Origin of the sequence: Cupriavidus nantongensis (assembly GCF_001598055.1) — a bacterium.
Taxonomy (GTDB): domain Bacteria; phylum Pseudomonadota; class Gammaproteobacteria; order Burkholderiales; family Burkholderiaceae; genus Cupriavidus; species Cupriavidus nantongensis.
Map to the genome: position 1 here is coordinate 258,729 of NZ_CP014845.1, position 12,496 is coordinate 271,224.

The following is a 12,496-nucleotide window of genomic DNA, read 5'->3' on the forward strand; positions in this document are numbered from 1 at the left end:
TTCAGAGGAATTTTTCGCACAGAATATGCTCGATTGAGCACTTGTGCTTGGCTTGCGCGAAGCCGGGCGCGGCGATGGCCCGGTGCGCTGCGAGGGGAAGGTCAGGGTTTGCGACGGTGCGGCACTGCAGCCGCGAAGCGGTGCGGGGCGGGCTGTGCATACGCGTCGCCGCCCCGCCGTAGTGCGTCGTTCCGGCAATCAGCCCGCGCTGGCGCCCTCCAGCGCCGCGCCGCGCGCTTCCAGGGTGCGCCGGGCAATATTGAGCTGGTGGATCTGCGTGGTGCCCTCATACAGCCGGAACAGCCGCACATCGCGATAGAAGCGCTCGGCGACGGTGCGCGCCATATACCCGCTGCCGCCGAACACCTGCACCGCACGGTCCGCGACGCGTCCGGCCATTTCGGAGGCGAACAGCTTGCACATCGACGCCTCCATGGTCACGTCCTCGCCGGCGTCGCGCTTGCGCGCGGTCTCCAGCACCAGAGCGCGGGCCGCGTGCAGTTCGGTGTTGCTGTCGGCAATCATCTGCTGCACCAGCTGGTAGTCGGCAATCGGCTTGCCGAACTGGCGCCGCTGCGCGGCGTAGCGGACCATCTCGTCGACCAGCCGGATCGCCGGGCCCACGCACAGGCCGGCCAGGTTGATGCGCTGCTTGTTCAGCGCCTTCATCGCGGTCTTGAAGCCGACATTGGGTTTGCCGCCGACGATGGCGCTGGCCGGCACGCGGCAATCCTTCAGGTAGACGTCGCCCACGGGCGAGCCGTGCTGGCCCATCTTGCGTTCCGGCTCGCTGGTGCTCAGGCCCGGCGTGCCGCGCTCGACCAGGAAGGCGCTGATGCCGTGCGCGCCCGGCGTGCCGGGGTCGGTGCGGGCGAACACGGTGAACAGGTCGGCGATCGGCGCATTGGTGATAAAGCACTTGCTGCCGTTCAGCACGTAGTGGTCGCCGTCCTGCCTGGCCGTGGTCTGCAGCGCGGTGGCATCGGAGCCGGCCTCCGGTTCGGTCAGCGCGAAGCAGCCGGTGACCTTGCCGGAAGCGAGCAGCGGCAGGTAGCGCTGGCGCTGCGCCTCGGTGCCGTCGGCCACCAGCGATTCCGAGGCGATGCCGGTGTTGCCGCCGAAGCGGGCCCGGAACACCGTGGCCGCCTGCGACACCTCGATGTTCACCTGCGCCAGCTCTTCGGTGGTCAGCCCGGCGCCGCCATAGGCTTCCGGAATGCTGTGGCCGAACAGACCAAGGCGGCGCATCTGCTCGACCACGGGCTCGGGGATGACATCGGTCTGGTCGATCTGCGCCTCGAGCGGGATGCAGGTGTCCAGCACGAAGCGGCGGAGTTCGGCAAGCAGCGCTTGCTGGCGGGCGGAGTCGCGGATCATGAAGGGTTCCGGTGATGAGTTGAGGGTGTTGGGGGCGCGGCTACTGTGCCGTGATGCCGGCGGTCTTCAGCACGCCGGTCCATTTCTTCGTTTCGGCATCGAGGAAGCGGTCGAACTCGGCCGGGGGTTGCGGGGCCAGGTCCATGCCGAGTTCGGCCAGGCGGCGCGCCGTGGCCGGGTCGGCGGTGGCGCGCGCGGCGGCGTCGGCGAGCTTGCGCACCACCGCGTCCGGTGTGCCCTGCGGCGCGACCAGTCCGAACCAGCCGCCCACTGCATAGCCCGGCAGCTGCGCCGCCTCGGCCACGGTCGGCACGTCCGGCAGCACCGGCGAGCGTTTGGCCGAGGTCACGGCCAGCGCGCGCAGCTTGCCGCTTTGCACCTGCTGCCGCGCGATCGCAGAGGTCAGCGCCATCATCGACACGCGCGCGCCGAGCAGGTCGCTCAGGGCCTCGGGCTGGCCCTTGTAGGGCACGTGGGTCAGCTTGACGCGCGTCATCTGCGCCAGCAATTCCGCCGACAGGTGGTTCGAGGTGCCGATGCCCGCGCTGGCATAGGTCAGCGTGCCCGGTTCCTTGCGCGCGGCGTCGAGCAGCTGCGGCAGCGTGCGCAGCGGCGACGAGGCCGGCACCACGATCACGTTGGGCACCGCGCCGATGCCGGCCACGGCGCGGAAGTCCTTGCCGCCCTTGCCCTTGTCCTGTCCATGGATCGACGGGTTGAGCAGCGGCCCGACCACGTAGCTGGGGCTGACCGCCAGCAGCGTATAGCCGTCGGCGGGCGCCCTGGCGACGAAGTCCGCGCCGATGGCACCGCCGGCGCCGGTCTTGTTCTCGACGATTACCGGTTGCTGCAGCACCTTGGCCATGTTCTCGGCGGTGATGCGGGTGACCGAATCGACCACGCCGCCGGCCGAGAACGGCACGATGATCCGCACCGGGCGGTCGGGGAAGCGCGCCGCGTCGTCGGCGGCGGCCAGCGCAGCCGCAGGCGCCAGCGCGGCGCAGGCCAGCATGCCGGCAGCGAGCCGGCGCCATGGGTAAAAGGCATCCATCTTGTCTCCTTGGTTGCCTGCGCCCGGGACATTGCCGGGCGCGAGGTCGGTCTGATGCAGGCCTCTGTCGGGCCGCTGGTCATGGCCCTGCCGGCGACATTGCCGGCAGGCTGCGCTGGCGCGCCACTGTCCCGTAGCGGGTCAGCGCGCGCAGCTCAGTTCGATTTGCCGCACCGCTTCGCGCAACCGGGGCGCCACCTCGCGCTCGAGCAGGTTGTCGCGATTGCGCGATGCCGCGATGGTGCAGTTCAGCGCGAACGGGTCCTGGTGCAGCGACTGGCGCAACGGCGCCGCGATCGCGTGAATCTCGGGCCGCCACTCGCCGCGGCTCAGGCAATAGCCGTGCGCGCGGAAATGCTTCTGGTCTTCCGTCCACATCTGGCGCTCCTGGCCGAAGCGCAGCGGGTCTTCGACCCGCAGCCGGTTCAGCAGCGCGGTGCGCTCGTCCGCGCTGCACGCCAGCAGCACCGCGCGGCCGATCGCGCTGGCCAGCAGCGGACGCGTGCTGCCGATGTCCGGCTGGTAAAAGTTGCCGGGGTCCAGCCGGCAACTGTCCACGTAGACCACCGACAGGCGCTCGCGCATGCCCAGGTTCACGGTGCAACCGGTTTCGCGCGCGATGGCCTCCATATACGGCCGGGCCACCTGGCGAATCGCCAGCCCGGCCAGCATCGGGTAGGCCAGCGCCAGCACGCCGGCGCCGAGCCGGTACTTCTGGTTGCCGGGCACGCGGCTGAGGAAACCGAGCAGCCCCAGCGTGTACGTCAGCCGCGACACCGTCGCCTTGGGCAGCCCGGTGCGCGCCACGATGTCCTGGTTGCCCAGCACCGGGCTGGACGGCGTAAAGGCGCGCAACACCTCCAGCCCGCGCGACAGGTTGATGGCGAACTGGCGGTCGGTGGCAAGGGCGTCTTCGCTGGCCAGGCCGGGCAGGGGCAGGGCTTCCGGGTTGCGGTCCATGCTGTGCGGTGGTTGCTTGGGTTCCATGCTGGGATCCGGAAAAGGGGGCGTCAATGTTGTAGCACGACCGTTCCGCACAGCGAAACCGTACTTGCGCCCGGGCCGGCCGCCTGCCACCTTGCAGCGGACCAACCTGCCGCCGGAGAACCGCATGCCAGACACTCACGCCCAGCCTGTATCGCCCGAAGCATCGGGCAACGGCCCGCTCGCCGGGTTGCGCATCCTTGACATGGCCACCGTGGTGGCGGCGCCGTTCTCCGCCACGCTGTGCGCCGACATGGGCGCCGAGGTAGTCAAGCTGGAACTGCCCGACGGCAGCGATCCGCTGCGCGGACTCGAGCCCGTCACCGAAGAGCACGCCCTGTACTGGAAGGTCACCAACCGCGGCAAGCGCGGCATCTCGCTGGACGTGCGCACGCCGCGCGGCCGCGAGATCTTCCTGCGCCTGCTGCCGCGCTTCGACGTGCTGGTGGAGAACTTCCGCACCGGCACGCTGGCGCGCTGGGGACTCGATCTCGACACGCTGCACGCGGCCAACCCCAGGCTGATCGTGCTGCGGCTGACCGGCTTCGGCCAGACCGGGCCCGATGCGACGCGCCCGGGGTTTGCCCGCATCTTCGAAGCCCGTAGCGGCTTCACCAACCTGGCCGGCACGGCGCAGAGCGGGCCGATGCATATGAACTACCCGGTGGGCGACATGATCGCCGGCCTGTTCGGCGCCTTCGCCATCGCCACCGCCGTGGCGGAGCAGCGCGCCAGGCCAGCCCAGCCCGGCCGCGAAATCGACCTGGCCGCCACCGAGGCACTGTTCCGCCTGCTGGACCCGCTAGCAATCGAGTACGAACAGCTCGGCCACGTGCGCCAGCGCGCCGGCAACCGCACCACCTACGCCGCGCCCTCCAACATGTACCGCACCGCCGACGACATCTGGGTCACCGTGGTGGCCTCGTCCGACGCCACCTTCCGCCGCCTGGCCGAGGCCATGGACGCGCCGCAATTGGCCCAGTCCCCGGAGTACGCCACCAACGCCGGCCGCGTGCGGCATGTCGACGCCCTCGACGGCTGCATCGCCGAGTGGTTTGCCGCGCAGCCCTATGCCGCCGCGGCGGCGCGGCTGGAACAATGCCAGGTGCCGTTCAGCAAGGTGTTCAGCATCGCCGATATCGTTGAGGACCCGCAGATGGTGGCGCGCCAGGCTATCGTGCGGCTGCCCGATGCCGATCTGGGGACGGTGCCGGCGCCTTGTGTGGTGCCGCGGTTTTCGGGCTATGCGCCGGTGTTACCGCGGACCGGGCCGGATGTGGGGGAGCACAATGCGGAGGTTTATGGGGAGGTGGGGATTGGGGGGGAAGAGTTGGAGCGGTTGCGGGGGGAGGGGGTGGTTTGAGGGGGAGGCGAGTCGCTAACGCTCATGCCACGGCGCGTTGGATGATGAGGTGGCCGGCAGCGACTGCAGGCGTACACGCTCGCAGAGGGATAACGCCAGAGGTCATGCCTAGGCCGTCAGCCCGTCGAATGGCGGAGCAAGCGGCTCCTCTCGCGCTTCGATGGAGTTTGTGGTACTGTATATATATACAGTACCCGTTTTTCAACATCCACTTGTCATCCGCGCGAGGTTGACATCCGACACAGCATTCGCAGGGCAGCCAGGAATCACTACGATGTCGGACGATACGATTCCACGTGGCGTACCCAACTTGTCGCTTTGTATAGTGCCGGTAGAATGTCGCGCTAACTTGAGCATGTCATCAGCCATGGGCAAAGATTCGCGCATCGAATGGACACATCACACGTTCAACCCTTGGTGGGGTTGCGTCAAGGTGTCGCCGGCCTGCGATAACTGCTATGCGGAGACTTGGGCAAAGCGATTGGGAGAAGGACTGTGGGGTCCGGAGACTCCCAGGCGGTTTTTCAGTGAGTCTCACTGGAAGGATCCGCTGCGTTGGAATCGCGACGCTGCCAAAGATGGGGTACGCCGGCGAGTGTTTTGCGCTTCTATGGCAGACGTTTTTGAGAACAGGGACGATCTCAAGGAGCCACGCCTTCGACTGCTAAAATTGATTGCAGAAACCCCGAATCTGGATTGGCTGCTACTGACCAAGCGTATCCATCTGGTACGCAAGCAGCTTCCCAAAGGCTACGAATTTCCTCGGAATGTCTGGCTTGGGGCGACCGTAGAGAATCAGGCTTCTGCGAACAAAAGGATCAAGTACCTGCTCCAGTTCTCATCGCCGTCGGTGCGCTTCCTCTCCTGCGAGCCATTGCTTTCTGCGATCGACCTGTCAGAATTTCTGCGTCCAAACCAACTCGGCAACCGCGTCGACTGGGTCATCGCTGGAGGGGAATCCGGCGCTCACTCAAGACCGATGGACCCTCAGTGGCCTGCAGATATTCAGCGGCAGTGTTTCGCAGCAAAAGTACCTTTTCACTTTAAACAGTGGGGTCACTGGGCACCGTTGGAATACGTCTCTGAGGTATTGCGAAAGAGTACGCCAATAAGAGTCTTCCGACAGGATCACTCCGAAGTGCCTGTGGCTGCGGTGGGCAAGGGGAAAACGGGGCGGGTGCTTCTCGGACGGCACTGGGATCAGTTTCCCAAGACATCATTCAAGTAAGCCAACATGCTGTGCGTCGGCGGCGAGCCGAGCATCGTTGGCCCGCCGCGTGACATTCAATCTGGTCCGATCCACTTCAGTGTCTCTCCTTGTCCGGTGTAGTGAAGTGGATGCCTCTTGCGCCGTTTCGCGTCTGCGGAAAGGTTCGTGACTTTTCCTGCTTTGATCAGACGAACCAGCGATTCGTCCAAGTCACTTTCGAACCAGTCCGTTTCCTCAAGAATTGTCGCAAATGCATGAGTGTCGATCGTCTGGGGACCCTTCTTAAGATATGTGTGCCAAAAGCGGTCAACCTCGGCTGCACCGGCATGCCCCGCATCAGAATTAAAAAAGCTTTCCGCCCCAAACAGATCGCCCGTTCCCGTGATTTGCTGCTTCCTTGAAGCCTTATTCTTGGCGCGCACCATCTGCTGCAGCTTTTCAACTGGCTCCGAAATCGACTTGAATTCAATCACACCTCTAGCAGGCCGCTGAAATACCTCCGGTGGACGTCAGCGCGACAACTGGCTGAAGCGTTGATTTGAGGAACCCATCCAACTCCACTTTCATGCGCGGCGCAGATACCTTCACGGAAAGTTTGTTCACTATGCGGAGGCTGGATGATTTCGTGCCGAAGTCCCACCCGCTGCGCTCGATCCGCGCCATGGCCAACCAGGCGCTGGTAAAGATGGACCGGTTGTTCGCACAGATGTACGAGGACGATATCAAGGGTGGCCAGCCCAGCATCGCGCCGGAGAAGTTGCTGCGGGCCATGCTGCTGCAGGTGCTCTACAGCGTTCGCTCCGAACGCCAACTCATGGAGCAGACGCAGTACAACCTGCTGTTTCGCTGGTTCATCGGGCTGTCGATGGACGACACCGTTTGGGTGCCCACGGTCTTCACCAAGAACCGCGAGCGGCTGATCAAGCATGATGCGGTGATCCAGTTTTTCAACGAGGTGCTGGCCATCGCGCAGAAGAAGAACTGGCTGTCGGGCGAGCACTTCAGCGTGGACGGCACGCTGATTCAGGCGTGGGCAGGCCACAAGAGCTTCGTGCGCAAGGACGGCGGCGACGACAAGGACGACAACGACGGCGCCAACTTCAAAGGTCGCACGCGCAGCAACGAGACGCACGAGTCCAAGACCGATCCCGATGCCAAGCTGTACCGCAAGGGCAAAACTGCGAGTGAACTTCGCTATATGGGTCATACCCTGAGCGACAACCGTCACGGCCTGGTGGTGAGCGCCATGGTGACCAATGCGGACGGACATGCTGAGCGCGAGGCCGCGAAGGTGATGCTCAACGATGCCCGACAGGTGACGGACGACCCGAACACCGAAATCACGGTGGGTGCAGACAAGGGCTACGACGCGCAAGAGTTCATTCAAGCCTGCCTGGAACTGAAGGTGACGCCCCACGTGGCACAGAACACCTCGGGGCGCCGCTCGGCCGTTCCTGATGCCATTGCTTGCAGCGCCGGGTATGCCGTTTCGCAGCAAAAGCGCAAGCTGATCGAACAAGGCTTCGGATGGGTCAAGACTGTCGGGCGCATGCGCCAGGTGATGGTGCGTGGACTGAAGCGAGTCGACCAGATGTTCGTGCTGAGCATGGCCGCCTACAACCTCGTGCGCATGCGCTCACTGGGACAAATCCGTCCGCAGTTGCAGTAATCGCGGTAATGAGGCCGGAATCGGGCGCCAAACCGCCGAAAAAATCGATGTAGGGACGTCCCGCTTCCAGATTGTGAAAAATCGCAAGCCTACTGCCTTGCAGGGGGAAGCCTCGCCTCTTGTACGGGGAGTACTTCAGCAACCTGCTAGGGTGCGAAGTGAGGTAGACCAAGTGATATTTGGTCCTGTTTTTCTGCGGGTCCAGCACCTGTACATGAGCGGCACGCGGCGGAAACCGGGGATTCGAAGACGGAAGACGCACCTTGAGGTTGCGACGGTAAGTTTGAATGATTTGGCTCTCCCGCTCCTGCGGACTCAGCCCTTCCAGGTCAAGTGGCTCACCTAGCAGATCCGTCATGTCGGCCTTCCGGTCACCGATTGACATCGTCCGGTTCACGAAGTCGTACATGAGGTTGATCAGGAACTCTGACTTGGGGCGGCGCAGAAGGGGTTCCAACGTGGAAACCCCAACCTCCGTCCAGCCCTTTGGGTCGACGAAGAAAAAACAGAACGGGCCATTACCGACCCATCGAAGGATATCGTCTCTCAACTGTACAAAGTCTCCCTTTAAGCAGGAAGACGTGATGGTGCGTGGAGCATTTTCGTTCAGATATCGTTCGAGCCTTGCGTAAGCATTTGCATCTTGTTCGATATACAGGGCCCGCATTTTTACACGATGCCCGTTCTTCTCAAGTTTCTGCCGGCAGGCTTCCAGTGTACGCAGCGAGATCGCAATCGAGGTGGACTCCATGGCTTCAGAGTCATCTTGCCAGGGCCCCGCGAAGCAGTCCACATAACACAGTTCCACGCCCGAACGGCTCTGTGATGCAGCTCCCATGATCAACAGCAACTTCTCGAGATAGGATTGGAGCAGCGAATGCTTGACCAAGGCCTGTTCTCGAGTATGGTACGCCTGCGGGACGTTGAAGTTTTCCATCGTTCTCAGAAAGCAGATGTTTGTGGCCCGATTACACTCTTACGGATTTGCTAACGCAGCGTATCGTTGGCACACGACGCGGGGCTGATGCCGACCTCAGATAAACTGGAAAGACTTTTGCGAAGGAAGACGCAAAATGTGCGCATCGCGTAGATCGGTGCGGACGTTGAGCTTCTGTCCGGTTTCCCCGAATACATGAACCTCCTTTCCCCTTACCAATTCAAGTATCGAGTCCTGAACCATTTTTCGGGTGGCCGGCGTCGTATTGATGTTTTCAAGGAAAAAAGCGCCGAACGGAATCCCATCGGGGTACTTCGCAAGCATTGAGGGAATTTGTGACAGCATCGCATTGTTGCTCGCCAACTTGGCGAGATCATCGAACTCGAATGCCGCCTGGAGGCTGTTCTCGGGATTGAGCTTGGCAGCGTAACCAGTGTGTAGCATGCCGAATCCCGGCAAGCCATAGTGCCCAAAATGATTGTGATGGCGCCAGTGCGCAGTCGCCATGACGTCACGAGCCTTCCAGTGTCGCGACAAGTGCAGAAGCCAAAAATCCCCATGACCGCGTTCAGGGCGGATGAAGAAGGGGGTGAAAAAACTTGCCCCTGAAGTAGTAGTGATATTCGCGTACAGGCTGGATTGGATATGAACGCGCCATCCTGGACTCCGGATGCTACGATCAAGGTCCGCCGCCGACACAGCGCCCGTAAACCCCGTAGTCCGTTCAAACGCCGCGAGCGTGCCTGGTGAAAGATAATTGATCAGCGAATCGACGTTAAAAGTCAGGATAACTTCGGCATGATGAAGGGTGTCGAATATCGACGCCAGCACGCTGCGCGGAACGGCCTTGTAGCCGTACTGGTCGAGCACGAAAATTGCCCGGCCGCTTCTGCGCGATCTGTCTTTTGCTCGCGCGATGACCGTTGGTGCGAGATCCTTAAATGTGCCGGTAATCGTTCGAATCCTACCTGCTTTGAGCTCGTTGCCGTAACCCATTGCCTCAAGCTCGTACCGTAGATACTCAATAGCTGCCGCCGACTCATCGATGCAGATCAATTCCACATCAATATCGATGTTCTTGCGGCGCTGTTGCAGGTCCATAATCCTTACCTGCGCCTCACGCATCGCCTCCAGAATGACGATGGGTGACCCCGGCACCTTCTTTCCACTGCTATTTTGATAGCAACCGCCTCCGCAAAATCCGTCGACGATCGTCAGCCTGATTCGGTCTTGCGCCGGTGATGCGACGAGAGTGAGAAAATAGTCGACGAGATAGGAGCGTAGGATCGCGTGCTTGACCTCGCTGTGCCGTCGGATTACGGGAGCTGGGCTTCCGGGTTCCCAATCGTAGTGATTCGAAATCATGCTCAGTTAGTGGATGGCTTCCCGAACGCATATTCTTATCTCGTGGCGATTAATGTGCCGCAGTTTTGCGTGTATATCAAGCGCTACGTCGAGCAAGAGGCAGCGAGGGTGCAACGCAAAAACTGTGTCCATGCAAGATGACAGTTCTAAGGAACCTGACCATTTCTTCAGCATCCTCCGGCAACGCCCGTCCGTCAGATTTTCCAGGCAGGCGAGCTGAGGATTGAGTTGCAGTTGGTGTATCCGTACTGATTCCCGCAATACAAGGTGTGACAGCACAGGCCATCACACCCCCCAACCACTATTGCAACCGCTCTCGCTCAACTATCAGCCCATCCAGCTGCATCTTCACCATGCCAAGCAGGCACAGCGCACTGAAGCAGCCCTCCGAGCTTTCGCTTTCATGATCCAGCAGTACGAGAACTCCTTCAATTCCCGCGCGAACCTGCTGCAGGCACTCGTTGGTTATTTCATCGATCGTCATCATTGATTCCCTCACAAGTGAGTGCGCGCCACTCCTTTCCACGTGAGGGCGGCGGGCCAGTCAACGAGGGTGGAAAGACCGGTCTGACGAGGGGAACCGGCCAGCCTTGCGGCTGCCTCGCTTGGCCCGCCATGGGAACCATGCGATCACACAGGCGTTGCTTGCTGCAAGAGCAACGCCTGCCCTCGGTCAGACATCCGGGCTTTCCACACCCGATCATCGGTGGTCCGATGACACCACCAGTATTTCGCGTAGCTACCGGGGAATCGATGAGAGATATCGCATTTCCAGGGGCGCGCGAAGTTTGGATCCGGGCAACGGATCTAGAAATCGCAGACTCTTGAAAATGCGCGTGCGGGAATCAGGCTTGGGCAGGCGCCAGGGCCGCGCCAGGCACCATCGCCGGCGCACTCCCCATTGCCTGGTCCACAACCCCCGCCACCATGTCCGCCGTCACTGCCGACAAGGTCCACCCCAAATGCCCGTGCCCGGTGTTGTAGAAGATGCAGGCCGCTCGCCCGCGTCCTACGCGCGGCAGCATGTCGGGCAGCATCGGCCGCAGGCCGGCCCATGGCACCACGCTGCGCGTGCTGACGCCGGGGAAGCACTGCTGCACCCAGTCCACCAGCGGGCGGATGCGGTCGGCGCGGATATCGCGGTTGGTGCCGTTGAACTCGGCGGTGCCGGCAACGCGGAAGCGGTCGTCGCCGAGGCGGCTGGTGACCAGCTTGGTTTCGTCGTCGAGCAGGCTGACCGTCGGGGCGGCGGCGCGGCTGGCGTCATCGGTCAGGTTGACGGTGATCGAATAGCCCTTGACCGGATAGATGTTGACGCGGTCGCCCAGCGCGGCGGCCAGTGCGCGGCTGGCGGTGCCGGCGCAGATCACGGCGCCGTCGAAGGTGGCAGTGGTGCTGTCGTTGCCATCCTGTACGGTGATGGTGGCGCGCCGGCCGTCGGTCTTGACCGCGCGCACGTCCTGGCCGTACATGCAGCGCACGCCCAGGCGCGCGGCGGCGGCGGCCAGTCCGCTGGTGAACTTGTGGATGTCGCCGGTCGAATCGCTCTCGGTGAAGTAGCCGCCGTAGTAGGAGCCCGCCAGTGTCGGCTCGATCGTGCGCATCTCCTGCGGGGTCACCGCGCGCCGCTCGAGCCCGCCTTGCGCCAGCAGCGCCGAGACGCGGCCGGCATGCTCGAAGCCGGCGCGGTCGCGGTAGATATGGAGGATGCCGGCGCGCTTCAGGTCGAAGTCGATGCCTTCCTGCGCCGCCCACGCAAACAGGTGCTCGCGTGCAGCGATGGCCAGGCGCGCGGTCTCGATGGTGTTGCGGCGGTAGTGGGGAATCGACGCGATGAACTCGGCGAACCACGACAGCTTGTGCCAGCTGGGCCGGGGATTGACCAGCAGCGGCGCATCGTTGCGCAGCATCCACTTCATCCCCTTGACGATGGTGGACCAGTGGGTCCAGACCTCGGCGTTGGAGGCGGACAGTTGCCCGCCGTTTGCGAACGAGGTCTCCATGGCGGCATAGCGGTGCCGTTCGTACAGGGTGACGGAGAATCCGCGCCGGGCCAGCGCGTAGGCCGTGGTGACACCAGTGATGCCACCGCCGATAACAGCGATTGTCTTCATGATCTGCAGGTTCCGGGAACGTCGGGGGGTGGAGTCCGCACGCAACATGCGTGGAGGACGCCCCCTCTGTTCTGGACCTGAGAGATTCACGACGCCTTGCCGCGGGGCGGGCGCGCTTGCTCCTTCGGTATGCCGGGCGGACGATGGCGTCCGGCATTCTTCAGAGTGCACTGACGGGTGATGCCGGTCCTTTTGCCTGAGAGTTTCCGGGGCGGTTGCTCCTTCGGCGCCGTGCGCGGCGGGCGCCGCGACAGTCTCTCCCTGCATCACGCTGGCTTGACGCCAGTCGGGGCAATGTAGTGACAAGGCCCCGTATTGGATATGCGGGTTAACACGGATACAAGCGGAAATGGCCGCGCCGGCCGCGTCGCTATGTCGCATCGGCCAGCGCCGCCAGGCCCCATAAAATGTCAGCGCTCGCTCTCA

At 63.0% G+C, this 12,496-nt stretch carries 10 protein-coding genes, 1 pseudogene and 2 riboswitches; of the genes and pseudogenes, 3 read left to right on the forward strand and 8 right to left on the reverse strand.

Annotation, left to right across the window (positions count from 1 at the left end; all coding sequences use genetic code 11):
- Positions 1-198: 198 nt before the first annotated feature.
- The 3 genes from A2G96_RS22535 to A2G96_RS22545 form a co-directional block, all read right to left on the reverse strand.
- Positions 199-1,377, reverse strand: a complete 1,179-nt coding sequence (locus tag A2G96_RS22535) for an acyl-CoA dehydrogenase family protein (RefSeq protein ID WP_062802454.1) — start codon at positions 1,375-1,377, stop codon at positions 199-201.
- A gap of 40 nt (positions 1,378-1,417) precedes the next feature.
- Positions 1,418-2,428: a tripartite tricarboxylate transporter substrate binding protein gene (locus tag A2G96_RS22540; protein WP_062802455.1), complete on the reverse strand. Its 1,011-nt coding sequence runs from the start codon at positions 2,426-2,428 to the stop codon at positions 1,418-1,420.
- A gap of 141 nt (positions 2,429-2,569) precedes the next feature.
- Positions 2,570-3,415, reverse strand: coding sequence for an IclR family transcriptional regulator (locus A2G96_RS22545; protein ID WP_417926437.1), 846 nt, complete (start codon positions 3,413-3,415; stop codon positions 2,570-2,572).
- 124 nt (positions 3,416-3,539) lie between these two features.
- Here A2G96_RS22545 and A2G96_RS22550 point away from each other — a divergent pair, with 124 nt between their 5' ends.
- Together A2G96_RS22550 and A2G96_RS32730 are read left to right on the forward strand one after the other, a co-directional pair.
- Positions 3,540-4,775: a CaiB/BaiF CoA transferase family protein gene (locus tag A2G96_RS22550; RefSeq protein ID WP_062802457.1), complete on the forward strand. Its 1,236-nt coding sequence runs from the start codon at positions 3,540-3,542 to the stop codon at positions 4,773-4,775.
- 367 nt (positions 4,776-5,142) lie between these two features.
- Positions 5,143-6,003: a DUF5131 family protein gene (locus A2G96_RS32730; RefSeq protein WP_018005042.1), complete on the forward strand. Its 861-nt coding sequence runs from the start codon at positions 5,143-5,145 to the stop codon at positions 6,001-6,003.
- Positions 6,004-6,059: 56 nt separating this feature from the next.
- Here A2G96_RS32730 and A2G96_RS33455 read toward each other — a convergent pair whose 3' ends face one another.
- Positions 6,060-6,458 carry a hypothetical protein gene (locus A2G96_RS33455; RefSeq protein ID WP_150124234.1) on the reverse strand — a complete coding sequence of 133 codons (399 nt, stop codon included), beginning with the start codon at positions 6,456-6,458 and terminating at the stop codon, positions 6,060-6,062.
- Between the two features lie 92 nt (positions 6,459-6,550).
- Between A2G96_RS33455 and A2G96_RS22555 the strand changes: the two genes are divergently transcribed.
- The gene (locus A2G96_RS22555) at positions 6,551-7,654 is read left to right on the forward strand and encodes an IS5 family transposase (protein ID WP_062799342.1); all 1,104 of its coding nucleotides are present in this window, start codon (positions 6,551-6,553) and stop codon (positions 7,652-7,654) included.
- Between the two features lie 157 nt (positions 7,655-7,811).
- Here the strand turns inward: A2G96_RS22555 and tcmP are convergent.
- The 4 genes and pseudogenes from tcmP to A2G96_RS22570 all read right to left on the reverse strand — a co-directional run.
- Positions 7,812-8,591: pseudogene (tcmP, locus tag A2G96_RS34430) on the reverse strand (three-Cys-motif partner protein TcmP); the annotation flags it as partial.
- A gap of 96 nt (positions 8,592-8,687) precedes the next feature.
- On the reverse strand, positions 8,688-9,956 hold the full coding sequence (locus A2G96_RS22560) for a three-Cys-motif partner protein TcmP (protein WP_062802458.1): 1,269 nt from the start codon (positions 9,954-9,956) through the stop codon (positions 8,688-8,690).
- Positions 9,957-10,257: 301 nt separating this feature from the next.
- Positions 10,258-10,443: a DUF1484 family protein gene (locus A2G96_RS22565; protein WP_062802459.1), complete on the reverse strand. Its 186-nt coding sequence runs from the start codon at positions 10,441-10,443 to the stop codon at positions 10,258-10,260.
- 358 nt (positions 10,444-10,801) lie between these two features.
- Positions 10,802-12,070 carry a D-amino acid dehydrogenase gene (locus A2G96_RS22570; protein ID WP_062802460.1) on the reverse strand — a complete coding sequence of 423 codons (1,269 nt, stop codon included), beginning with the start codon at positions 12,068-12,070 and terminating at the stop codon, positions 10,802-10,804.
- Between the two features lie 56 nt (positions 12,071-12,126).
- A riboswitch (glycine riboswitch) is annotated at positions 12,127-12,244 on the reverse strand.
- A riboswitch (glycine riboswitch) is annotated at positions 12,245-12,343 on the reverse strand.
- Positions 12,344-12,496 lie beyond the last annotated feature (153 nt).